The sequence below is a fragment of the Halogeometricum sp. S3BR5-2 genome, from assembly GCF_031624635.1.
Taxonomy (GTDB): domain Archaea; phylum Halobacteriota; class Halobacteria; order Halobacteriales; family Haloferacaceae; genus Halogeometricum; species Halogeometricum luteum.
On the sequence record NZ_JAMQOQ010000006.1, the window covers coordinates 244,492 to 265,471 of the forward strand.

Sequence of the window (20,980 nt, forward strand, 5' to 3'; positions counted from 1 at the left end):
AAGGTTGTAAGCGCTTACAAAGGGATTCGAACCGGGGAGCGATGCGAACGCAGTGAGCGAGCGACCGGGGTTCGAATCCCGCTCCGGGCACCCGTTACTGACGACCGCTTCTCGGCCATCGACCGACCGCGTCGACGCTCGAAACCCGGACTATCCGCGTTTTCGTGAGCGGAGGATTTGCCCTCGGAGGACGTACAAGGACCGTCATGTCAGAACGGATCGGGTCGGGAAGCGGAGAACCGACGGAGACCGTCGACGCCGAAGCGGTGCGGGAGTTCGCCGAATCGTTCCACGGCACCGTGATCCGACCGGCGGACGAGGCGTACGAGGAGGCCCGGAAGATCTGGAACGGGATGATCGACCGGCGGCCGGCGCTCATCGCACGCTGTTCCGGGACGGCGGACGTCGTCGCGGCGGTCGGGTTCGCCCGCGAGCACGGACTGCCCCTCGCCGTCCGCGGCGGCGGACACAACGTCGCCGGCAGCGCCGTCTGCGACGACGGACTCGTCGTCGACCTCTCGGAGATGACCGGGGTGTTCGTCGACCCGGCGGCCCGCCGCGCCCGTGCGCAGGGCGGGGCGACCATCGGTGACGTCGACCGCGAGACGCAACTGTTCGGCCTCGCCGCACCGCTCGGAGTGGTCTCGGCGACCGGAATCGCGGGGCTCACGCTCAACGGGGGCGTCGGACATCTCCGTCGGAAGTACGGCCTCTCCTTGGACAACCTCGTCTCGGCCGAAGTCGTCACCGCCGACGGGCGCGTCAGGACCGCCAGCGAGGAGGAGAATCCGGACCTCTTCTGGGCGATTCGCGGCGGCGGCGGCAACTTCGGCGTCGTCACGTCGTTCGAGTACCGACTCCACGAGGTCGGCCCCGAGGTGTTCGGCCTGTTCGTCTGGCACCGCGGCGACTCCGAGGAGGCGCTCCGGGCGTTCCGCGGGTACGCGGAGGGCGCCTCGCGAAACGCGAGCGTCCTGCCGTTCTACGCCGTCGTCCCCGAACTCGAGGAGTTCCCCGAGGCGTCGTGGGGCGACCCGGCTGTCGCCTTCCTCGGCTGTTACGACGGTCCCGTCGCGGAGGCCGAGGCCGAGTTCCGGGCGCTCCGCGAGTTCGCCGACCCCGTCGTCGACTTCAGCGGCCCGATGGCCTACACGGACCTCCAGTCGATGCTCGACGCGGACTACCCCGACGGACTGCGCTACTACTGGAAGGCCGTCTACGTGACCGAACTCACCGACGAGGTCCTCGGTCTGGTCCGCAGGCGCGGAGCCGGGAGCCCCTCGCCGTTGTCGACGGTGGACATCTGGCACCTCGGCGGCGCCATCGGCGACGTGGCGCCGGACGCGACCGCGTTCAGACACCGGGAACCCGCGTTCATGATCACCTTCGAGGCCAACTGGGAGGACCCCGCGACGGACGACGAGAACGTGGCGTGGGCCCGCGACGGCATCACCGAACTCGGCGACCTGCCGGTCTCGAAGGGGGCGTACGGGAATTTCCCGGGCCTCGGAGAAGACCCCGCGCGCCTGCTGTTCGGCGAGAACTACGACCGGGTGGTCGAGGTGAAGGCGACGTACGACCCGGAGAACCTGTTCCGCCTGAACCAGAACGTGGCGCCGAGCGCCTGAGGCGGCCGCAGGTCGCCGGGCGACCCGGCTCTCTCGGAAACTAGCTTCATGCGGTGAGACCGCGACGTTCCGGGCGTGTACCGCGACATCCTGATACCGACCGACGGGAGCGACGGGGCGCGGCGGGCGATACGCGAGGCCGTCGGACTGGCCGACCTCGCCGGCGCGACGCTTCACGGCCTCGCCGTCGTCGACACCCGGGAGTACAACACGCTCCCCGAGACGAAGTGGGCGCGACTCCGCGAGGATCTCGAGGCCGAACGCGAGGCGGACGCCGCCGTCGTCAGGGAGGCGGCGGAGGCGGCGGGCGTCGACGTCGTGACGGCGGTCCGCCGGGGCGTGCCGCACCGAGAGATCCTGTCCTACGTCGACGAGAACGGCGTGGACCTCGTCGTGATGGGGACGCACGGACGGACCGGGCTGGACCGGATGCTGCTGGGGAGCGTCACGGAGAAGGTCGTCCGCGCCTCGCGCGTGCCCGTGCACGTCGTCCGGATGGACGGCGACGACGGGAACGGAGACGACGGCGACGGATGAGCGGTTCGCGGAGCGACCGCTCAAACGAAGAGCCGGGAGAGCCCCCACGCCGCCGCCAGCGCGAGACCGGCGCCCGCGAGGTTGCCGACGGCGTTGCCGACGGCGCGCGCCCGTTCGCCCGTCTCCCAGAGGCGGACCGTCTCGAAGGAAAAGGACGAGAACGTGGTGAACGACCCGCACATCCCGGTGCCGAGGAGGAGCATCCACGTCTCCCCGACGCCGACGAACGTGAACAGGCCGAGCGCGAAGCTCCCGAGAACGTTGACGGTGAACGTGCCCGCGGGGTACTCCTCGACGTCGACCAGTCCGCCGACGTAGTGTCTGAGCAGGGCGCCGAGGGCGCCGCCGGTGCCGACGACGTGCGCGGGGTCGAACGCGACCACTACGACCACCGCCCGTCGACGCGGCGGGCGACAGAGCGACCGACGAGGACCCCCGCGAAGCCCAGCGCGTAGTTCGCGACCACGTTGGCGACCAAGACTGGCGGCGGCGACTGCGCCGACTGGAGGGCGAACGTGCTGTAGGTGGTGAACGAGGAGAGAAAGCCGGTCGACAGCACGGCGCGCGTCTCGCTCGCCAGCACGTCGGAGAACAGCCGTTCGTAGAGAACGAAGCCGAGGAGGAAACTCCCGAGGGCGTTCGCGACTAGCGTCCCCCGGAGACCGGGGAGGAGGAGGCTGGCGAAGTACCGGAGGTTCGACCCGGCGAAGCCGCCGACGGCTATCAGCACAAGCGATTCGACTCGAACGAGCGGGTGCGGTTCGGTCTCTGTCATGGGCGTCGCGTCAGAAGGAGTCATCAGCCGACGGCGTCGGCGGTTGGGTCGGGCAGACTCCATTGCCCGTTCGGTCGTGTGAACCCCCTCGGAGACCAAAGTAGCTCTGGTCCGGTCGCCGGCGCTCCGGGGTCGTCACCCGTCGACCGAACCGACGTCGCTCGCCCGCGGACTGTCCCCGCCGTGCGGCGTGTCTCGCTCGCGGATGCGGACGTCGTAGGCGGTTTCCGCCGCGTCGTCGACGACGAGCGCGTCTCCCGGCCGAGCGGGCATCCGCGCCTCGACGCCCCCACGGAGGTAGGTGGGTTCGGCGGCGGTCAGCGCCCGCACGTCCGGCCCGGCGGTGAGCCGGTGGACGACCCTGAGGTCCGACTGCGAGAGCGCCACCGCGGGGAGGGCGCTGGGTCGCTGCGTCGCCGCGACGAGGGAGACGCCCGGTGCGCGCCCGCGAGTCAGTATCGCCCGGAGGGCCGGCGCGGCGAGGCCGTCGAAGAAGACGTGCGCCTCGTCGAGGAGGAGCCACGGCAGGCGAACGACCGACTCGCGCACCCGTGCGTCGTACAGCGCCCGCGCGACGGCGTGGACGACGGCGTTCGCCGGCGCGGGGTCGAGGCCGGAGCAGTCCAGCACGGTCGCTTCGGCGCCGCAGAGGGCCGCGGCGTCCAGCCCCTCGGGGTCGAACACGTCCCACGAGGCCGCCCGTCGGAGGCGGTTCCGCGCGGCGCGAACCGCGTCGGGGGCGACGTTCGAGGAGTCGGCGGGGACTTCGGCGAACGCGCGCATCTCGGCCAGCGTCTCGGACTCGCTGGCGGCGCGCCACACCATCGACCCGACCGGCGAGTCGGGGGCGACGCTCACGAGGGCGGGCCACTCCGACGGCGGAATCGCGTCCGCGCGGACGGTCGGGGCGCGGACGACCCGCGCGTCGAAGTCCTCGCCGGCGGCGAGGCCGTCGAAGACGCCCATCGGGTCGACGACGACGGGCGCGAGGCCCGGCGCGCGCGCCGCCCCCTCCGCGAGGACGCCGAGCGTGTAGGACTTGCCGTAGCCCCGTTTGCCGACGACGAGTGCGGCGTGGGGGCGGTCGAGGTCGACGGCGACGGGGGCGCCGTCGCTGCCGTCGCGGGCGCGGTGGCGGCCGAGGCGAGCGAGGGGACCCCCGGCGGGGCCGTCCCGTCCGCGGCGGCCGAGGACGTCGGTGTTCACGCGGGGGGCTGGCCGCGTTCTCGCACTTGAACGCTCGCCCGGACGTTTATCTACCGAGACGGGACCAGCCACCCCGTGTTCGACGAACCTCTCCGCACCGAACTCCGACGCTTCGCCGCGGACGACCGCGCCATCGAGGGGCTACCGATCCGACTGGTCGTCGCCCTCGTGGTCGGCGTGGCGACGATGAGCGTGATGCTGAGTATGCTGTCCGGCGTGCAGGGTCTCGCGGTGACCGAGTTGGACGTGAAGCCGTCGCCCGACGTGGTGACGCCCGGCGAATGGGAGCTATCGTTCCTCGTCGTCGACTCCGACGGCGACCCCGTCGAGGGGGCGACGGTGGTCGTGAAGGGCGGGACGGCGGACCTCGACGGCATCGCTCACGCGAAGACGGACGCCGACGGGAGCGCGGCGGTCACCGTCTCACCGTCGCTCCGGCCGAATCAGGAGGACGGAACGGTCGAAATCGACGTGAAACCGCCCGCGGGCAGTCAGTTCGTCGACCGGCGGGCGAACACGCGGGTTCTGGTCGTCGCGGAGTGAGCCCTCTCGTGCCCCTGTTCACCCTCACCGCTCGGGGTGGACCGGCGCGTCGAAGCCGCCGCGAATCAGCGGTTTGGCGACGTGCCGGCGGGCGCACGGCGGCACCTCGTACCACCCGCGTTCGAGTTCGCGGTCCGTCTCGACGTCGACCCGGCCGGGCGCGGACGTCCCGCAGTCGCGGCAGCGGTAGCCCTGATTCCGACCCGCGCTCTCCATCGTCCGGTCGCAGTCGGGACAGACGGGCGTCCGCGACTCGGTGCGGTTCAGCGACCGCACGGCGAACTTCTCCAGTTTGAGCGTCCCCCCCGAAAGCTCCCCGCAGACCGTCAGTTCGTCGCCCGGTCGGAGGGCGCGCACCCGGTCGCGGAACCGCTTCGTCGGTTCGAAGGCGGCGCAGGCGACCGTGTCGGCCGCGCCCCCGTCTGTGTCTCCGTCGGCGTCCGCGTCGCGGCCGGCGTTCGCATCCACGGAACCGAACGCGAAGAAGACGTGCCCGCCGCGCCGCGTCTCCGGGTCGGCGGCGACGACGCCGTCGACGCGGTAGGCGCCGCCGCCGTCGAGGGTGCCGAGTTCCCCGTCCCGGAGGTGGATGTCGGTTCCCTGATTGGTGAGGAAGGTCGAACGCCGGTCGACCGGTTCCGAGTCGATAGCGTCCGACAGCGACCGCACCGCGTCGGCGTCGTCGCCGCGGATGCCGTGCAGGATGGGGCCGGGCGCGTTCGGGACGCAGACGGCCTGTCCCTCGACGGTGTCGACGGTGTCCCACGCGTCCGGGTAGTGCGCCTCGGCCGCGTCGAACACCGAGTCGAGGTCCACGTCGCGGGGCGTTCCGCAGCGGTCGAACTCCCGATAGGCGATGTGTTCGTACGTCCACTCGTCGAGGGCGGCCCACGCGCCGACGGCCGCGAGGGCGCCGATTCGGCCGCGGCCGCCCTCCCACCCGCGGTGAAGATAGCCCGATTCGTCGGCGAGTTCGACGGCCTCCGCCGTGTCGACGAACGACCGAATCGCTCGTCCGGTGAACGCCGAGACGGCGTCCGGAACGGCGGCGGGGTCGCCCGGGGCGACGACGACGCCCGGACTGGTCCGAGGGTCGGCCGTCTCGGCCAGCGGTTCCAACTCCGCGACGGCGAGTTCGAGCGTCTCCTCGGGCGGGAGGTCGGTGTGGAGGGCGAGGGCGGCGTTGCCGCGCGTCTTGTGTTCGACGGCGGGGTTGAGGCGGACGAGGAGACGGCGTTCGACCGTCCCGCCCGCCGCCTCGATGGCCTCGGCCGCGAGCGTCGCGAGGTACGTCGTGCACATCCCCCGCTCGCGCGAGTCGGTGTCGTCGAGGCCGAGGACCGTCATAGGCGCCCGTAGCGCCCCGACGGAGTAACCCCTTTCGAGTCGTTACCGCGGCTGAGAGCCTCTATATAACTATGGCGGTGGTTACGGAGCGTAATCGGGGGACGGGAGGAGGAGGTAGCAGCACAACAGCTATATGTCCCAAATCGCTTATCTTCCGATATGTCTCGGTCAGCTCTGGTTGGAAACATCACAGCGATGCTGGAGGACGCGGGGTTCGCCGTCAGCGACCGTTGTGCCATCCGGCCCAAGAGCTTCGACCTCGCCGCGCGCCGCGGCGAGGACTTAGTGCTGCTGAAGGTCCTCGGCAACATCGACGCGTTCGACGCCGAAACGGGCGCCGAGATGCGCCGACTCGGCAGCTACCTCTCCGCGACGCCCCTCGTCGTCGGCCTGCGGACCCGCGACGAGGACCTGAAACCGGAGGTGGTGTACTTCCGCCACGGCGTGCCGGTGATGAACCCCGACACCGCGATGGACCTGTTCCTCGAAGGGGTGCCGCCGCTCATCTACGCCGCGCCGGGCGGTCTCTACGTCAACCTCGACGGCGACCTGCTGGCGGACGAACGGCAGCGGCGCGGGTGGAGCCTCGGCCGACTGGCGACGGAACTCGGCGTCTCGCGCCGGACCGTCTCGAAGTACGAGGACGGGATGAACGCCAGCATCGAGGTGGCTATCCACCTCGAAGAGATGTTCGACCGGCCGTTCTCCAGTCCGGTCTCCGTCCTCGAGGGCGCCGAGGAGGTCCGCAACGCCGAACCGACGCCCGAGGACCCCGACGCCGACCCGGACGACGAGCACGTCGTCCACATCCTCACGCGGGCGGGCTTCACCGTCCACCCGACCGCCCGCGCGCCGTTCAAGGCCGTCAGCGAGGACGACGACCGGCGCTCGGACCAGATTCCGATGCTCACCGGCCACTCCTCGTTCACCCCCAGCGCGGAGAAACGCGCGCGCATCATGTCTTCGCTCGGTGAGGTCACCCGGACGCGGTCGGTGTACTTCACCAAAGAGCAGTCCAAGCGCGACGCCGTCGAGGGAACGGCGCTGGTCAGTTGCGACGAACTCGCCTCCATCGACGACCCCGACACGATTCGGGACCTCATCCGCGAACGCGCCGGCGAACCGACCGAGGCCTGAACCCCCTCGGGGACGGCGGAGGCGTCGCTACGGAGTCGAAAAGAAGGCAGAATCGATGAGGCTCGTTAGCTCGCCGCGTCGCCGTACGTCTCGTCGAGGTACTCGACGATGTCGTCGCTCTCGGCCATCCCCTCGACGCCGTGTTCCTCGTCGACGAGGACGGGGACGCCGGTCTGTCCGCTCACTTCCTCGACCTCGGTCCGGTCGCCGTGCGACTGCGGGACCATGACGGAGTCGTACTCCAGGTCGAGGTCGGCGAGTTTGTCCTTCACCTTCGCGCAGTAGGGGCAGCCTTCCAGTTCGTACAGCGTGAGATTCGCCATCGCTGTCGGCTACGGGTCGGCGGATAAAGAGTCCGGTGGTGGCGTGCGCTCGGAGCGCACAGCGCGGAAAGGGAGCGACGGCGGTATCAGCGGCCGCGGGCGCGGACGCTCCGGGCGGCGCCGACGATGCGGCGGCGACCGAGGACCAGTTCGGTCGCCCCCCAGAGGACGACGACGACGGCGGCGGCGATGGCCCACACGAAGTCCCACCCGGACATCCACACCGGGCGGAGCCACGGGGTCACGTGCGCCCACCGCGTGGCGAACTCGTTCATCGGCTCTTCGAGCGCCGTCCCGGAGAACGTCGCGCGCATCTGCGCGGCGAACCCTGCTCCGTCGCCGGCGCCGGCGGTGAGGTTCGCGCTGCCGGTGATGGCGTAGGTGCCGCTGGCGTTCATGTCGCGGATGGTCGGTCCGGTTCCGGTGGGTTCGTTACCATACGCGGCCCGTTCGACGTCGTAGGGACCCCACGTCGCGTAGTACTCCCAGACGACTTCGCCGGTCGGCGTCACTTCGATGACGCGGTGGTTCAGCGTGTCGACGATGAGAGTGTTCCCGTTCGGCAGGCGGTCGGCGTCGCGTGGCCAGTTCAGCGTGTCCGCCCCGACGGTCCAGGTCCGCACCCACTCCTCGTCCTCGTAGGCGTACTCGACGACGCGGTTGTTCCCGCTGTCTGCGACGAGGATGGTCGGCGTCCCGTTCTCGCTTTCGAGCCACTGCGGGTTGTGCTGTTCGTTCATCACCGAGTAGTTGCCGTCGCTGCCGAGGCGTCGGGTGATGTTCTTCGTCTCCATGTCGACGACGACGACCTGATCGAAGTTCCGCGGCGAGAGCATCAGTTTCCCGTCGCCGATGGGGTCGACGTCGTTGACGTGCGACCAGTCTTTGTTGTAGCCGCCGTCGGTGTTCGCCGGGTAGTGGTTCTTGAAGTACCACTCCCACGTCACTTCCTCGGTCGTTCGGTTGTAGACGAATATCCGGTCGTCGCTGACCTGCGCCGACTCGTTCCACTCGCGCATGTTGGCGACGACTATCTCGTCTTCGCTCAGCACGTCGACGTCGTGGGTGTCGGTGATGTTGAACGTCTTCTCCCAGACGCGCTCCTGCGTTTCGGGGTTCAACTCGTAGACGACGGTCTTGCCGCTCCGCGGCGAGGAGACGAGCAGGTTGCCGTTGTCCATCGGGTCGACGTCGAAGAACCACGCCCCCGCGCCGACTTCGTCGTTGTGGACCCACTGCGTCTGCCCGCGTTCACCGACCGAGATGAGGCGCGCGGGCTTCTTCCGGTTGGTGTTCCCCTGGAAGGTGTACCCCTGCACACTGACGATAGTCGAACCGTTGGCCGGACTCGTCACCGTTCCCCGCGTGAGCGTCCGTTCCTCGCTGGGGTCGTAGGTGAGCGCCGACACCGCCGAGGGGGTCAACAGCGCGACCACGAGGACGAACGCCACGATTCGCACCGCCGTCGACCGAGAGGGCGTCTCCATCGTTCGAGTGGAACGGGGAGGGGAACGAATCTCTTGCGGTCTGCGGCGGCGACCGGGGAGACTGGTCGGAGGCGACGCAGCGCCTCAGACCTGCGATTGGATGATGCCGCTCGTGCGGACGAAGAAGTAGACGACGAACGCGGCCGCGAGCACCCAGTGGCCGAGGCGCACGTCGTCGTACTCGCCGGCCGCGACCTTGACGACGGGGTAGGAGACGATGCCCGCCGCGATGCCGTAGGCGATGGAGTAGGTGAACGGCATGACGAGGATGGTCATCCCCGCGGGGATGGTGTTCGTCACGTCGCTCCAGTCGATGTCGACGACGTTGCCGAGCATCACGACGCCGATGACGACGAGGGCGATGTGGGAGGCGTACTGCGGAATCGCGGCCGCGACGGGGACGAACGCGAGGGAGACGAGGAAGAGCACGGAGACGACGAGCGCCGTCAGACCCGTTCGACCCCCCTCCTCGACGCCCGCGGCCGATTCGATGTACGTCGTCACCGTCGAGGTGCCGAGCATCCCGCCGACGGTGGTGCCGACGGCGTCGGCCATGAGCGGTTTGTCGATGTCCGGGAGGTTGCCGTCCGCGTCGAGGAAGCCGCCGGCCTGCCCGACGCCGACGAGCGTCCCGGCGGTGTCGAAGAAGTCGACGAAGAAGAACGTGAAGACGATGAGCGCGAAGGAGAACGCCTCGACGCTGCCGAGGCCGGCGACGAACGCGCCCGCGAGGGGCGTGATGTCGTATGTCGTCGTCGTCGACCCGGCGACGAGGCCCGCGTCGGGCGAGACGACGCCAAGCGTCGTCAGGAGCCATCCGGCGGCACTGGTGCCGAGGATGCCGATGAGGATGGACCCCGGGACCCCCCGGGCGTAGAGGACGAACGTGAGGAACAGACCGAGCACCGAGAGGATGGCGACGGGGTCGGCGGCGACGGCGCCGAGGGTGACGAGCGTCGCCGTGTCGTCGACGACGATGCCCATCGCCTGGAGACCGATGATGGCGAGGAACAGTCCGATGCCGGTGCCGACGGCGAACTTCACCGGTTCGGGGAACAGTCGGATGACGTACTCGCGGGCGCCGGCGGCGGTGAGGAGGATGAAGACGACCCCCTCCACGACGACGGCGGCCAGCGCCGTCTGCCACGGCACGCCGAGGGCGCCGACGACGGTGAACGCGAAGAACGCGTTCAGACCGAGACCGGGCGCCTGTCCGAACGGCCGGTTGGCGTAGACGGCCATCACGAACGTGGCGACGGCGGCGGCGAGGAGGGTGACGACGGCTATCATCGACTCGACCTGCCCCGGCGAGTAGCCCGCGATGGCGATGCCGGGTTTGACGTCCGGGATGGCCGTCAGGATGTCCGGGTTGACGACGACGATGTACGACATCGTCAGGAACGTCGTCACGCCCGCGACGATTTCAGTTCGAACGGACGACCCGTGTTCTTGTACGTCGAAGTACTCGTCGAGCGTCTCAGTGAGCCCCATAATTCACGCTTGTGCATAATCACGAATCCGAGTATAAGCGTTACCATCTCGCGGAGGAGAATGCACACGTACGTGACTAACTGTTAGGTATATGACGGACTCAGCGGCCGGGGATATACACATACATGTATAGTTCCTCGCCGGACGGCCCGGAAATCGAACGTGCGGCGCGCCGCACCGTGTGCCCCGCACGGACCGCGGCGTCGGACGGTTCGCCGGCCGTCACTCCGCGTCGAACGTGGTGAGGGCGCCGACGGGCGCGTCGGTTATCTCGCGGGCGCGGTCGATGCCCTCGGTGCCGACGGAGATGAGGGCGAACACCCCGGTGACGTTCGCCTCCGACTGGAGGGCAATGTCGAGGAGGAGTTCCTGCGTCTCGCCCGACCGGATGAGGTCGTCGACGACGAGGACGCTCTCGCCGGAGGAGAGGGCTCGTGAGGGGAGATAGTAGGTCAGTTCGATGCCGGAGGCGAGTCGCTGGCGCGATTCGACGAACTCCTCGACGGCCGTCTCCTTGGATTTCTTGGCGTAGGCGACGCGGGCGTCGAAGTAACTCGCCATCGCGGCCCCCAACGTGATGCCGTCGGTGGCGGCGGTGAGGACCACGTCGGGGCGTTCGAACCCGAGCGAATCCGCCGCGACGGGCGCGACGAGGTCCAAGAACGACTGGTCGAAGACGACGCCGGAGTTGTCGACGTACCCCTCGTCGTCGAACTCGACGCGACTCTCCAACTCCGCGGCGAGGGCGTCGCGGCCGACGCCCTGCACGACTTCGCGGGCGCGTTCGACGCCGGGGAGGACGTGGCCGTTGACGTAGCGGTTGAGGTCGCCGGCCGGGAGTCCGGTGAGGTCGGCGAGTTCGTCGTACGTCCGAGTCTCCTTCAGCATCCGGAGGACGGCGACGGCTTGCAGTTGGAGGGCCGCTTTCTCCGCTCTGTTCATACCATGGGACTCGCGGTTGCGCAAGTATGAATACGTCGATACGATTCGAGGGGAAGATTCAGCACGGACGTGCCGATTTCGCGGGAGACACGTCGGAGACGGAGGGAGAAGCGACGAAGAGATAAGAGAAGCGAGTTCCGGCCGCGAACGGAAGGCGCGCGGCGTCGGCGGGGCCCCGGCCGGCGGCGCGTTACTCGTCGGACGCGGCGTCCGCATCCGCGTCGGCCAACAGGTCCTCCGCGGTGACGAGGGCGTCGAGTTCCACGTCCGCCTCGGCGAGTCGTTCGCGGCCGCCCTCGTCCCTGTCGACGACGACGAGCACCCGGTTCACGACGGCGCCGGCCTCGCGCAGGGCCTCGACGGCGTCGAGGGCGCTCGTACCCGTGGTGGCGATGTCTTCGAGGACGACGACTTCCTCGCCCTCCGCCAGTCGGCCCTCGATGCGGTTGGCCGTGCCGTACTCCTTGGCCTCCTTGCGGGCGATGACGTACGGGATGTCCGTCTCGGCGGCCGTGACGGCCACGAGGGGGACGGCGCCGAGGGCGACGCCGGCGAGTTTCTCGACGCCGTCGAGTCGTTCGGCGAAGGCCTCGGCGATGAGGCGGAGACAGTGGGGGTCGGTCTCGAACAGGTACTTGTCGACGTAGTAGTTCGAGGTGCCGCCGTGGGACAACTCGAACTCGCCGAACCGCACGGCGTCCGCCGCGCGCAGGGCCTCGATGAGTTCGTCGTTCGCCATCTCGTTTCGAGAGGTCCTGCGGAGGCGCTTAAACGGGTTGGTTCGGCGCGGGGCGGTGCGGAGGCGGTGCGGAGGCGGTGCGGAGCGGAGGCGGCGCGGAAGCGGGGCGGTGCGGAGCGGAGAGGACACCGCGCCGTACCGCGAGGCGAGCGAACGGAGTGAGCGAGCCATCGCGGCCGTTCTTTGGTCCAGCTTTCTTCCGGGGGTTCGAGCAGACGGCTTCGCCGTCTGTGAGGACCCCCGAAAAGAAAGGTGGGGGTCCTAGTACGGCTCGTTCTTCAGCCCCAGATAGTACGCTCCCACGTTCGTCCCCACGTGGAGGACGGGTGTGACGACGAGGACGACGGCGAGGACGGGGACGGTGAACGTCGCCGCGAACCACTCGAAGTCCAAGAGGGCGGCGAGGCCGAGTGCGCCGACGACGAAGTCGAGTTGGTCGAGGCCGGGGAACGCCGCGCCGCGTTCGCGTCCCGACCGGCGTTTGAGGAAGGAGGCGCCGACGTCACCGAGCATCGCGCCGAGGGCGAGGCCGAACGCGCCGAGCACCGAGAACCGGGGGAGCGAGATTCCGAGGGCGGCGCCGAGGGGGTCGGCGACGGCGTTGCAGACGAACGCGAGGGCGAACCCGACCAGCGTCCCCACCGCCGTCCCGCGCCACGTCTTGCCGTCGCCGAGGACGCGACGACCGCCCCACGTCCGCCCGCCGTCGATGGGTCGGCCGCCGCCGGCGAGCACCGCGGCGTTGTTCGGCACGTACGCGGGGAGCATCGCCCAGAACGCGCCGACGACGAGTTCGATGACCATACCCCGGCGTCGATGCGGGGGACAAAAATCTCGGCGATTCCGGGGCGACGCCCGGAGGGCCGCCCGGCGAACGAAAGCCCTGATTGTCGGAGTCCCCTACGTCGGGGTGTGATCCCTCCGATAGCGAGTCGGTTCGTCGCCGGTGAGTCGGCGGCGACGGCGCTCGACCACGCGCGACGGGCGAACGAGGACGGCGTCAAGGTCATCCTGAATCTGCTCGGCGAGCACTACGAGCGACGGGCGCCCGCCGACGCCGACACCGCGGCGTACCTCCAGTTGATAGACGACATCGCCGGCTCCGGACTCGACGCCTGCGTGTCGGTGAAGCCCTCGCAGATAGGCATCGGCGTGGGGGAAGACGCGTTCCGCGAGAACTACCGCCGCATCGTGGCGGCGGGCGCGGAACGCGGCGTGTTCGTCTGGTGCGACATGGAGGACGCCGACACCACCGACGCGACGCTCGACGCCTTCGAGGCGGCCGCGCGCGAGTACGGCGGCGGCGTCGGCCAGTGCGTGCAGGCGAACCTGAAGCGCACCGGCGAGGACCTGGAGCGACTGGCGGACGTGCCGGGGAAGATACGCCTCGTGAAGGGCGCGTACGACGAGGACCGCGAGATAGCGTACAAGAGCAAAGAGGAGGTGAACCGGAAGTACGAGGAGCACCTCGCGTTCCTGTTCGCCGAGTACGCCGGCGACGTCGCCGTCGGGAGCCACGACCCGAAGATGATAGCCGCGGCGGAGGAACTCGCCGCCGAGTACGACCGGACGTTCGAGGTGCAGATGCTGATGGGCGTCCGTGAGGACGCCCAGCGTGAACTGGCCGCCGAGGGCCGGGAGGTGTGGCAGTACGCGCCGTACGGCGACAAGTGGCTGTCGTACTTCTCCCGGCGGGTTCGGGAGCGAAAGGAGAACCTCCTGTTCGCGTTGCGAGCCGTCGCCGGCGTCTGAAACCGCTCGTCGCGGACAGAAGCCCTCTTAAGTCTCCGTGGTCACCTACCCACCGATAAATGTCCTCGTGGAGACGCGACTTCGCAAGCGGTCTGGTCGTACTCGTCCCTATCCTCGTCATCCTGTACGTTCTCGGCATCCTCTACAGCAATATCTCCGGTCTCCCCCTGATCAAGGAACTGGAGGCCCCGTTCGGGTTCTTCGTCGCCATCTTCGTCTTCGTGATGCTCGTGTTCTCGGTGGGCTACCTGATGCGGACGACGGCCGGGCGCCTGTTCGAGTCGGCCATCGACGGGACGATGAACCGCGTTCCGCTCGTTCGGGTGCTGTACAACGCGTCGAAACTCGCCGTTGAGACGGCGTTGACGGGGACCGAGGACCTCCAAAAGCCCGTCAGACTGGAGGTGTGGCCGGGGATTCGGATGACGGGCTTCAAGACCGGGAAGACGACGCCTGACGGGCGGGAAGTGATTTTCATGCCGACTGCGCCGAACATCACCACCGGGTTCGTGATGGAAGTCGAGCCCGAGGACCTGACCGAGACGGACGAGCGGGTCGAAGAGGCGCTGACGCGCATCCTCTCGGCCGGGTTCGCCGAGGACGAATCGAGCGCGGCCATCGACATCGACGTCGACGACGAACGGAGCGACCGAAGCGGAGGAGACGAGCGAGACGGACACGAACGGCGGCGATAGCACGGGTTCCGATGCGGCTCGGCGGCGCGGTTTTTTGTGCGCTACCGTCCCACTCGCCGCATGGAACGGAGACGCGTCTCCTCGGGGACCGAGTGGGAACCGCGTGTCGGCTACTCGCGGGCGGTGCGCGTCGGCCCGCACGTCCACGTCTCGGGGACGACCGCGACGGACGAGGACGGTGCGGTCGTCGCCGAGGGCGACCCGTACGCACAGACGAAGCGAGCGCTGGCGAACGTCGAGTCCGCGCTGGCGGAGGCCGGCGCGTCGCTGTCGGACGTGGTCCGGACGCGGATGTACGTCGTCGACATCGACCGGTGGGAGGCCGTCGGCGACGCCCACGCCGAGGCGTTCGGTGACGTGCGGCCCGCGACCAGTATGGTGGAGGTGAATCGGCTCATCGACCCCGAACTGCTGGTCGAAGTCGAGGCGACGGCCATCGTCGCCGACGACGCCTGAGCCGAAGCGTGTGAAGAGGAGCGGAAGAGACGAACGAACTGGAGGACGGGAGAGACGCGCGCGGTGGTACGCTACCAGTTCAGAGGTAGGTGAACCACTCGTCGTGGTCGTCGGTGCGCCGTTCCACGAGGTCGAAGAACGCCTGCTGGAGTTCCTCGGTGATGGGCCCGCGGGAGCCGTTTCCGATGACGACGTTGTCCACCTTGCGGATGGGCGTGACCTCCGCGGCGCTGCCGGTGAAGAACAGTTCGTCGGCGGTGTTGAGTTCGCCGCGACTGATGGAGGCGGTGTCCTGCACCTCGTAGCCGCGTTCGCGGGCGAGTTCGATGACGGTGTTGCGGGTGATGCCGTCGAGGATGGACTCGCTCAGGCCGGGCGTGTAGATGGTCCCGTCGCGGACGAGGAAGATGTTCTCGCCGGGACCCTCCGCCACGTCGCCCTCCTTGTTGAGGACGATGGCCTCCGCGTAGCCGTTGCGGCGGGCCTCTTCGCCGGCGAGCATCGAGTTCACGTACAGCCCCGTCGTCTTCGCGTTCGTCGGAATCTGGCTGGAGGCGTGCTTGCGCCAGGAGGACACCATCACCTCGATGCCGTTCTCCAGGGCGTCCTCGCCGAGGTAGGCGCCCCACGGCCACGCCGCCATGGCCACCTGCGTCGGACAGTCGCCGGGCGAGACGCCGAGGGTGTCGTAGCCGTAGAAGGCGATGGGGCGGATGTAGGCGGCTTCGAGGTCCTGCCGTTCGAGGAGGCCCAGCATCGCCTCGGTGAGTTCCTCGCGGTCGAAGGGAATCTCCATGTCGTACGGCTTCGTGGAGTCGTAGAACCGGTCGAGGTGTTCCTCCCAGCGGAAGACGGCCGGACCCTTCTCGGTGTCGTAGCAGCGGACGCCCTCGAAGACGCCCGTCCCGTAGTGGAGTCCGTGGGTGAGCACGTGAATCTGGGCGTCGTCCCAGTCCACGAACTCGCCGTCCATCCAGATGGTGTCGACGTCCATCTCGTCAAATCCCATATCTCGTGGTTTTCACGGCACATCATAAAACAGTAGGCGACGCGGAACGGCCCGCTGGCTTTTTTTCGTCGGTACGCGTCGGGTGCGAACGAATGTCAGAGTCCGAAGCGAACGCGGCGGCGGAAGAAGGTTCGGAGACGCCGGGGACGGTCGTCGTGACGGGGGGAACCGGGCGCATCGGTCCGACCATCATCCGGCGACTCCGCGGGACCGGTCGCCGCGTCGTCAACGTCTCGCGGTCGGGCGGCGACACCGAGGCGGACGCGGACCTCCGGGCGGACATGGTCGACGCCGGCGAGACGTACGGCGCGTTCGCCACCGCCGACGCCGACGCCGTCGTCCACCTCGGGATGCTCTCGACGCCCGACCACGACCCCGGACACGTCGTCTTCGAGAGCAACGTGATGAGCACGTACAACGTCCTCCAAGCGGCGGAGGCGCTCGACATCGACACCGTCGTCCTCGCCTCAAGCCTCTCGGCGTTCGGCGCCTCCTTCGAACCCGAACCCATCCGCCTGTCGTATCTCCCCCTCGACGAGACCCATCCGGTGACGCCGTCGAACCCCTACGGGATGGGCAAGCACGCCCTCGAAGTCACCGCCGACGGGTTCGCCATCCGACCCGACGGCCCGCGGACCATCGCCTCGCTGCGCTTCCCGTGGATGCCGACCGACGAGCAGATGCGCGAGACGTTCGTGCGGGCCGAGCGGACGCCGGCGGCGCTCCGCGAGGCGGGACACTTCGAGACGGCGCGCAACACGCTGTGCTCCTACCTCGCGCAGTCGGACGCCGCGGAACTCGTCCTGTCGGCCGTCGACGCGGAGTTCGAGGGGCACGAGCGCTTCTTCGCCGCGGCGCCGGACACGAGCATGGACGTACCCACCGCGGAACTGGTCGCGGAACTGTACCCCGACGCCGAGTCGCGAAAATCGTTCGAGGGGTACGAGGCGCTCATCTCGACGGAGAAGGCCGAGCGGATGATAGGATGGGAACCCGAAAGGAGTTGGCGGTGAGCGGCGGCGAATCGAGCAAGTCGAACGAGTCGGGCGAGTCGAACGGGCCGCCTCAGGCGAACCGCTCGACGATGGACTCGCCCTCGACGTAGACGAGGTCGCTCCGGCGGGCGTAGTCGCGGGCGGCGGCGGGCGACAGCGCCGCCCCCGACTCGTCGTCCAGCATCTCGCAGACGACGACGGCCGCCGGGAGGCCGGCGGCGTCGGCGAGAACGAGGCCGAGTTCGGTGTGGCCCTTCCGGTCCGCGAGGAGGTTCGGCGCGCCGCGAAGGAGGTTGACGTGGCCGGGCGAGCGGAAGTCGGCGGCAAAGTCGGCCGCGTCGTAGCCGCCCGCGAGGGCCGCCTCCGCCGCGTCGCTCAGTTCCGAGATGGTGAGCGCGCGGTCCTCGTCGGTGATGCCCGTGAACGTGTCGCGGTGATTGACGGGCAGCGAGAACGACGAGCGGTCGTCGTACGCCAGGTCGTGCGCTGCTGCGGTCGGGTGGTCGATGACGCCGTCGAGGAACGGGAGGTCGACCGCCTCCGCGACGTCGTGCGAGAGGGCGACGCAGACGAGGCCGCCGGCGTCGTTGCGGAGTCGGGCCACGTCCGCCGGGTCGACGGCGCCAGCGGGGTAGACGATGTCCGTCTCCCCCTCCCGGTCGTCGAAGTCGTGGACGAGGACCGGTTCGCCCGCGCGGAACGCGGCGAGGGCGCGGGAGACGGCGTCGTCGGTTCGCTGCGCCATCTACGCCTCCTCCACGACGACGGCGACGGCGTCGCCGTCTTCGAGGCCGAGTTCGTCTCTGAGCTTGCTCGGCGCGATTATCTCCGCCTTCGACTCGTCGTGGTGGGTCCGTTCGGGGACGATGATGTGCGCTGGGGAGAACGACTCTCCCTCGTACTCGACCGTGGCGGCGTAGCACGTCGCCGGGCCGAACGTCCGCTCGTCGTCCTCCCAGCCGTCGATACCGACGGCGTCCAGAGAGGCCATCGCGGCGCGGCGCCGGACGCTCTCCTCGTCGAGTTCGACGTTGAGGGTGCCGGCGAACGGTTCGTAGCCCAGTCGCTCCTCGAACTGCTCCATGTAGCCGGACAGGGAGATGTAGTGGCGTCCCTCGCCCATCCCGCTGGTGACGGTGCCGCCGAGTTCGACCGTGTCGGCGTCGCCGTCGTCGAAGATGCGGCGGTAGTCGGCGTACTCGCGGCGGAGGGCGGCCTCGCCCTCCTCGGTGAGAGAGACCCACTGGCCGTCCGACCCCACGTCGCGGTCGACGAGGCCGGCCTCGTCGAGTCGCTGGAGGCGGCGGGAGGCGGTCTGCGTCGACGCGTCGAGGCGGTCGGCGAGACCCGAACACGAGACTTTCGCGGGGCCGGCGCGGCCCCCTTCGAGCGCGACGAACTTCAGCGCGGCCAGTTCGTCGTACCCGACGGCGGTCAGAACCGATTCGGACATTACCGGCAGTTGGCGGCACGAACCGATAAGTGTACCGAATATGAGAAGCGTATCAGAAGTGAGATGGTCGTCGGAGGCGACCTGCGTGTCGGGTGAAATTCCGGTCGCTCGCGGGGTAAGTGCGTCGGTCGCGGCACGGTTCGGAGGAGCATCTCTCCGGCGGCCGGCGATTCGGCCGTCGTCGGAGAACGGGGAGCGGGCGAGGTTCACGCGAGCGTGTCCCGCAGCGTGCGCAGCACGAGGACGCTCCAGAGAAACAGGCCGAGCTCGTAGAACAGGAGGTTGATGCGGGGCAGCGTGTCCGTCCGCAGCGCGGACGTCGGACCCGGAACCGAAGCCACCGCCTCCCTCCCGCCTGCCGTCTCCCCCGCGAACTCGGCTTGGCTGACCCCCCGCCGACGGGCAGGGCGGGGAAATCACACGCGTGACCGCGCGAGGCCACGAACCCGGCCGACGGCGTTCGGAAAGGCCTTTAGCCGCACCTCCTGAACGGTGGGATATGTTCAGAGAACTCCGCTCGGAGGTCGAGGACGCGGTGGAGACCGCGCTCTCTTCGCTCGACCTGCCGACCGACGACCTCGGCGTCGAAGAACCTCCGGAGGACGTGCCGGCGGTGCTCGCCTCCAGCGTCGCCTTTCGACTGGCGGGCGAGGTCGGCGCGCCGCCGCCGAAGGTGGCCGTCGACATCGCCGAAGAGATAGACGCGACGCCGTACGACTACGTCGACTCGGCCGAACCGCAGGGCCCCTACGTCAACTTCTTCGTCTCCGATTCCTACTACGCCGAGACGGCCGCCGCCGGCCGCGACGCCGACTACGGCCGCCTGCCCGACACCGGGAAGGACGTGGTGGTCGAGCACACCTCCGCGAACCCGACGGGGCCGGTCCACGTCGGCCGCGCCCGCAACCCCATCCTCGGCGACGCCATCGCCCGCCTCCTCGATTTCGCCGGCAACGACGTCGAGCGGCACTACTACGTCAACGACGCCGGCCGGCAGGTCGCGGTGTTCACGTGGGCCTACGAGACGTTCGACGAGGCCGACCTCCCGGACCCCGAGCGCGACCGCTCGGACTACGACCTCGTGCGCTACTACCGCCGGGGGAACGCCTACCTCGAAGACGCCGACGAGGAGGACGTCGCCGAGGCGGAGGCGAAGATAGCCGAAATCATGCAGGGACTCGAAGCGGGCGACGAGGCGACGTACGAACGGGTCGCCGTCGTCGTCGACCGGGTGCTCGGGGGGATGCGGACCTCGCTGGAACGCCTCCCCGCGGAGTTCGACGAGTTCGTGAAGGAGACGAGTTTCATCCGGGGCGGGGAGGCCGACGACGTGGTCACTCGCCTGAAGGAGTCGGAGTACTCGGTGTACGAGGACGACGCGTGGCAACTCGACCTCTCGCCGTTCGGCTTCGAGAAGAACCTCGTCTTCCTCCGCTCGGACGGAACGACGCTGTACACGACGCGCGACTTGGCCCACCACGAGTGGAAGTTCGAGAACTACGACGAGGCCGTGACGGTGCTCGGGGAGGACCACAAACTGCAGGCCGAGCAGTTGGAGGCCGCCCTCGAAATCTTGGGCAACGACACCGACCAACTCCGCCAGACGTTCTACTCGTGGGTGAACCTCCCCGAGGGCGGGATGTCCACCCGCGAGGGGACGGGCGTCGACTTGGACGACCTGTTGGACGAGTCGGTCGCCCGCGCCCGCGAGGAGGTCGAAGAGCGCCTCGACTCGCGCATCCGCGACGACGACCTGAGCGAAGCGGATATCGACCGCATCGCCCGGCAGGTCGGCATCGGCGCCGTCCGCTACGACATCGTCTCGAAACAGCCGACGAAGGGAATCACGTTCGAGTGGGAGCGAGCGCTGGACTTCGAGGCGCAGTCGGCGCCGTACGTCCAGTACGTCCACGCGCGCTGCCGCGGCATCCTGAACGAGGCCGAGTCGGCCGGCATCGAAGCGACGGCGGATATCTCGCTGCTCGACACCGACGCCGAACGGGACCTCCTCCGCGTGATAGCCCGCTTCCCGGCGGTCATCGAGGAGGCCGCAGAAGACTTAGAGCCGCACGCCGTCGCGACGTACGTCCGCGAGTTCGCCGAGACGTTCAACCGGTTCTACCGCGAATGTTCGGTTCTCAACGCCGACGACGACGACGTCGCCGCCGCCCGCCTCGGTCTCGTCGAGGCGTCGCGGCACACGGTGGCGAACGCGCTCTCCGTGCTCGGCATCGAGGCGCCCGACTCAATGTAGGCCGAGAATCGGGAGAAGCACGCCCGATCCGCCCGAAATCAGCGACCCGCCGAGGGCGAGGACGATTGCTGCGCCCGCGCCGAGCGCCAGGACGACGAACAGGAGAACCCACCAGAACGGGACGTTCGTACTCGTGTCTGCCATACCGTCGAGTCCTCACAGACGAGTAAAAGAACTTCTTGTTTCGCGCCGGCGCGTCCGACGGCCATCG

At 69.0% G+C, this 20,980-nt stretch carries 23 protein-coding genes, 1 pseudogene and 1 riboswitch; of the genes and pseudogenes, 9 read left to right on the forward strand and 15 right to left on the reverse strand.

Features of this window, described 5'->3' with window-relative positions; translation table 11 throughout:
- Positions 1-206 precede the first annotated feature (206 nt).
- Together NDI79_RS20020 and NDI79_RS20025 are read left to right on the forward strand one after the other, a co-directional pair.
- A complete protein-coding gene (locus NDI79_RS20020) occupies positions 207-1,628 on the forward strand; it encodes an FAD-binding oxidoreductase (RefSeq protein WP_310930457.1) in 1,422 nt (473 codons plus the stop codon).
- Positions 1,629-1,703: 75 nt separating this feature from the next.
- Complete coding sequence (locus NDI79_RS20025; RefSeq protein ID WP_310930458.1) at positions 1,704-2,165, forward strand: universal stress protein; 462 nt, start codon at positions 1,704-1,706, stop codon at positions 2,163-2,165.
- Positions 2,166-2,185: 20 nt separating this feature from the next.
- Here the strand turns inward: NDI79_RS20025 and crcB are convergent, their stop codons facing one another.
- The 3 genes from crcB to NDI79_RS20040 all read right to left on the reverse strand — a co-directional run bounded on the left by crcB (position 2,186) and on the right by NDI79_RS20040 (position 4,146).
- Positions 2,186-2,548, reverse strand: coding sequence for a fluoride efflux transporter CrcB (crcB, locus tag NDI79_RS20030; RefSeq protein WP_425499638.1), 363 nt, complete (start codon positions 2,546-2,548; stop codon positions 2,186-2,188).
- Entirely contained in the window at positions 2,548-2,964 is a 417-nt protein-coding gene (locus NDI79_RS20035; protein ID WP_310930460.1) for a CrcB family protein, read from the reverse strand. Before NDI79_RS20035 ends, crcB begins: the two co-directional genes overlap by 1 nt.
- A riboswitch (Fluoride riboswitch) is annotated at positions 2,948-3,016 on the reverse strand. (Overlaps the previous gene by 17 nt.)
- A gap of 59 nt (positions 3,017-3,075) precedes the next feature.
- The gene (locus NDI79_RS20040; RefSeq protein ID WP_310930461.1) at positions 3,076-4,146 is read right to left on the reverse strand and encodes an ATP-binding protein; all 1,071 of its coding nucleotides are present in this window, start codon (positions 4,144-4,146) and stop codon (positions 3,076-3,078) included.
- A gap of 75 nt (positions 4,147-4,221) precedes the next feature.
- Here NDI79_RS20040 and NDI79_RS20045 point away from each other — a divergent pair, with 75 nt between their 5' ends.
- Positions 4,222-4,689, forward strand: a complete 468-nt coding sequence (locus NDI79_RS20045) for a DUF7382 domain-containing protein (RefSeq protein WP_310930462.1) — start codon at positions 4,222-4,224, stop codon at positions 4,687-4,689.
- 24 nt (positions 4,690-4,713) lie between these two features.
- On the opposite strand, the gene NDI79_RS20050 is transcribed toward NDI79_RS20045, so the two are convergent.
- Positions 4,714-6,036 carry a TiaS agmantine-binding domain-containing protein gene (locus tag NDI79_RS20050; RefSeq protein WP_310930463.1) on the reverse strand — a complete coding sequence of 441 codons (1,323 nt, stop codon included), beginning with the start codon at positions 6,034-6,036 and terminating at the stop codon, positions 4,714-4,716.
- Positions 6,037-6,195: 159 nt separating this feature from the next.
- Here NDI79_RS20050 and NDI79_RS20055 point away from each other — a divergent pair, with 159 nt between their 5' ends.
- Positions 6,196-7,173, forward strand: coding sequence for a transcriptional regulator (locus NDI79_RS20055; RefSeq protein ID WP_310930464.1), 978 nt, complete (start codon positions 6,196-6,198; stop codon positions 7,171-7,173).
- 65 nt (positions 7,174-7,238) lie between these two features.
- On the opposite strand, the gene NDI79_RS20060 is transcribed toward NDI79_RS20055, so the two are convergent.
- The 6 genes from NDI79_RS20060 to NDI79_RS20085 all read right to left on the reverse strand — a co-directional run bounded on the left by NDI79_RS20060 (position 7,239) and on the right by NDI79_RS20085 (position 12,959).
- The gene (locus NDI79_RS20060; protein WP_310930465.1) at positions 7,239-7,496 is read right to left on the reverse strand and encodes a glutathione S-transferase N-terminal domain-containing protein; all 258 of its coding nucleotides are present in this window, start codon (positions 7,494-7,496) and stop codon (positions 7,239-7,241) included.
- Positions 7,497-7,582: 86 nt separating this feature from the next.
- The gene (locus NDI79_RS20065; protein WP_310930466.1) at positions 7,583-8,983 is read right to left on the reverse strand and encodes an aryl-sulfate sulfotransferase; all 1,401 of its coding nucleotides are present in this window, start codon (positions 8,981-8,983) and stop codon (positions 7,583-7,585) included.
- 84 nt (positions 8,984-9,067) lie between these two features.
- A complete protein-coding gene (locus NDI79_RS20070) occupies positions 9,068-10,474 on the reverse strand; it encodes an NCS2 family permease (RefSeq protein ID WP_310930467.1) in 1,407 nt (468 codons plus the stop codon).
- Between the two features lie 222 nt (positions 10,475-10,696).
- Positions 10,697-11,416, reverse strand: a complete 720-nt coding sequence (locus tag NDI79_RS20075) for a phosphoribosyltransferase family protein (protein WP_310930468.1) — start codon at positions 11,414-11,416, stop codon at positions 10,697-10,699.
- A gap of 190 nt (positions 11,417-11,606) precedes the next feature.
- The gene (gene pyrE, locus NDI79_RS20080) at positions 11,607-12,155 is read right to left on the reverse strand and encodes an orotate phosphoribosyltransferase (RefSeq protein ID WP_310930469.1); all 549 of its coding nucleotides are present in this window, start codon (positions 12,153-12,155) and stop codon (positions 11,607-11,609) included.
- Positions 12,156-12,416: 261 nt separating this feature from the next.
- Complete coding sequence (locus NDI79_RS20085) at positions 12,417-12,959, reverse strand: CDP-2,3-bis-(O-geranylgeranyl)-sn-glycerol synthase (protein WP_310930470.1); 543 nt, start codon at positions 12,957-12,959, stop codon at positions 12,417-12,419.
- Between the two features lie 108 nt (positions 12,960-13,067).
- Between NDI79_RS20085 and NDI79_RS20090 the strand changes: the two genes are divergently transcribed.
- Genes NDI79_RS20090 through NDI79_RS20100 form a run of 3 tightly spaced genes read left to right on the forward strand, consistent with a single transcriptional unit; the run spans position 13,068 to position 15,058 of the window.
- Positions 13,068-13,907 carry a proline dehydrogenase family protein gene (locus tag NDI79_RS20090; protein WP_310930471.1) on the forward strand — a complete coding sequence of 280 codons (840 nt, stop codon included), beginning with the start codon at positions 13,068-13,070 and terminating at the stop codon, positions 13,905-13,907.
- Between the two features lie 59 nt (positions 13,908-13,966).
- Positions 13,967-14,602, forward strand: a complete 636-nt coding sequence (locus tag NDI79_RS20095; protein ID WP_310930472.1) for a DUF502 domain-containing protein — start codon at positions 13,967-13,969, stop codon at positions 14,600-14,602.
- 60 nt (positions 14,603-14,662) lie between these two features.
- Positions 14,663-15,058, forward strand: coding sequence for a RidA family protein (locus NDI79_RS20100; protein WP_310930473.1), 396 nt, complete (start codon positions 14,663-14,665; stop codon positions 15,056-15,058).
- A 79-nt stretch (positions 15,059-15,137) separates the two neighbouring features.
- Here NDI79_RS20100 and NDI79_RS20105 read toward each other — a convergent pair whose 3' ends face one another.
- Positions 15,138-16,067 (reverse strand): branched-chain amino acid transaminase, encoded by a 930-nt coding sequence (locus NDI79_RS20105; protein ID WP_310930474.1) that lies wholly within the window; start codon positions 16,065-16,067, stop codon positions 15,138-15,140.
- A 92-nt stretch (positions 16,068-16,159) separates the two neighbouring features.
- Between NDI79_RS20105 and NDI79_RS20110 the strand changes: the two genes are divergently transcribed.
- On the forward strand, positions 16,160-17,080 hold the full coding sequence (locus NDI79_RS20110; RefSeq protein WP_310930475.1) for an NAD-dependent epimerase/dehydratase family protein: 921 nt from the start codon (positions 16,160-16,162) through the stop codon (positions 17,078-17,080).
- A 52-nt stretch (positions 17,081-17,132) separates the two neighbouring features.
- Here NDI79_RS20110 and ribB read toward each other — a convergent pair whose 3' ends face one another.
- The 3 genes and pseudogenes from ribB to NDI79_RS20125 all read right to left on the reverse strand — a co-directional run.
- Positions 17,133-17,807, reverse strand: coding sequence for a 3,4-dihydroxy-2-butanone-4-phosphate synthase (gene ribB, locus NDI79_RS20115; RefSeq protein WP_310930476.1), 675 nt, complete (start codon positions 17,805-17,807; stop codon positions 17,133-17,135).
- Entirely contained in the window at positions 17,808-18,515 is a 708-nt protein-coding gene (locus NDI79_RS20120) for a DUF120 domain-containing protein (protein WP_310930477.1), read from the reverse strand. It abuts the gene before it with no gap.
- A gap of 206 nt (positions 18,516-18,721) precedes the next feature.
- Positions 18,722-18,877: pseudogene (locus tag NDI79_RS20125) on the reverse strand (DUF8070 family membrane protein); the annotation flags it as partial.
- Between the two features lie 137 nt (positions 18,878-19,014).
- On the opposite strand from NDI79_RS20125, the gene argS reads away from it, so the two are divergent.
- The gene (gene argS, locus NDI79_RS20130; protein ID WP_310930479.1) at positions 19,015-20,769 is read left to right on the forward strand and encodes an arginine--tRNA ligase; all 1,755 of its coding nucleotides are present in this window, start codon (positions 19,015-19,017) and stop codon (positions 20,767-20,769) included.
- Here the strand turns inward: argS and NDI79_RS20135 are convergent.
- Positions 20,761-20,913 (reverse strand): hypothetical protein, encoded by a 153-nt coding sequence (locus NDI79_RS20135; protein WP_310930480.1) that lies wholly within the window; start codon positions 20,911-20,913, stop codon positions 20,761-20,763. The genes argS and NDI79_RS20135 overlap by 9 nt on opposite strands.
- Positions 20,914-20,980 lie beyond the last annotated feature (67 nt).

Excerpts from the sequence above, each read along its gene's own strand:
- NDI79_RS20135 (WP_310930480.1), bottom strand. The coding sequence starts at position 20,913 with ATGGCAGACACGAGTACGAACGTCCCGTTCTGGTGGGTTCTCCTGTTC.
- NDI79_RS20055 (WP_310930464.1), top strand. The coding sequence starts at position 6,196 with ATGTCTCGGTCAGCTCTGGTTGGAAACATCACAGCGATGCTGGAGGAC.
- pyrE (WP_310930469.1), bottom strand. The coding sequence starts at position 12,155 with ATGGCGAACGACGAACTCATCGAGGCCCTGCGCGCGGCGGACGCCGTG.
- NDI79_RS20120 (WP_310930477.1), bottom strand. The coding sequence starts at position 18,515 with ATGTCCGAATCGGTTCTGACCGCCGTCGGGTACGACGAACTGGCCGCG.
- ribB (WP_310930476.1), bottom strand. The coding sequence starts at position 17,807 with ATGGCGCAGCGAACCGACGACGCCGTCTCCCGCGCCCTCGCCGCGTTC.
- NDI79_RS20065 (WP_310930466.1), bottom strand. The coding sequence starts at position 8,983 with ATGGAGACGCCCTCTCGGTCGACGGCGGTGCGAATCGTGGCGTTCGTC.
- NDI79_RS20095 (WP_310930472.1), top strand. The coding sequence starts at position 13,967 with ATGTCCTCGTGGAGACGCGACTTCGCAAGCGGTCTGGTCGTACTCGTC.
- NDI79_RS20105 (WP_310930474.1), bottom strand. The coding sequence starts at position 16,067 with ATGGGATTTGACGAGATGGACGTCGACACCATCTGGATGGACGGCGAG.
- NDI79_RS20070 (WP_310930467.1), bottom strand. The coding sequence starts at position 10,474 with ATGGGGCTCACTGAGACGCTCGACGAGTACTTCGACGTACAAGAACAC.
- NDI79_RS20060 (WP_310930465.1), bottom strand. The coding sequence starts at position 7,496 with ATGGCGAATCTCACGCTGTACGAACTGGAAGGCTGCCCCTACTGCGCG.
- argS (WP_310930479.1), top strand. The coding sequence starts at position 19,015 with ATGTTCAGAGAACTCCGCTCGGAGGTCGAGGACGCGGTGGAGACCGCG.
- NDI79_RS20100 (WP_310930473.1), top strand. The coding sequence starts at position 14,663 with ATGGAACGGAGACGCGTCTCCTCGGGGACCGAGTGGGAACCGCGTGTC.
- NDI79_RS20110 (WP_310930475.1), top strand. The coding sequence starts at position 16,160 with ATGTCAGAGTCCGAAGCGAACGCGGCGGCGGAAGAAGGTTCGGAGACG.
- NDI79_RS20035 (WP_310930460.1), bottom strand. The coding sequence starts at position 2,964 with ATGACTCCTTCTGACGCGACGCCCATGACAGAGACCGAACCGCACCCG.
- NDI79_RS20050 (WP_310930463.1), bottom strand. The coding sequence starts at position 6,036 with ATGACGGTCCTCGGCCTCGACGACACCGACTCGCGCGAGCGGGGGATG.
- NDI79_RS20085 (WP_310930470.1), bottom strand. The coding sequence starts at position 12,959 with ATGGTCATCGAACTCGTCGTCGGCGCGTTCTGGGCGATGCTCCCCGCG.
- NDI79_RS20075 (WP_310930468.1), bottom strand. The coding sequence starts at position 11,416 with ATGAACAGAGCGGAGAAAGCGGCCCTCCAACTGCAAGCCGTCGCCGTC.
- NDI79_RS20020 (WP_310930457.1), top strand. The coding sequence starts at position 207 with ATGTCAGAACGGATCGGGTCGGGAAGCGGAGAACCGACGGAGACCGTC.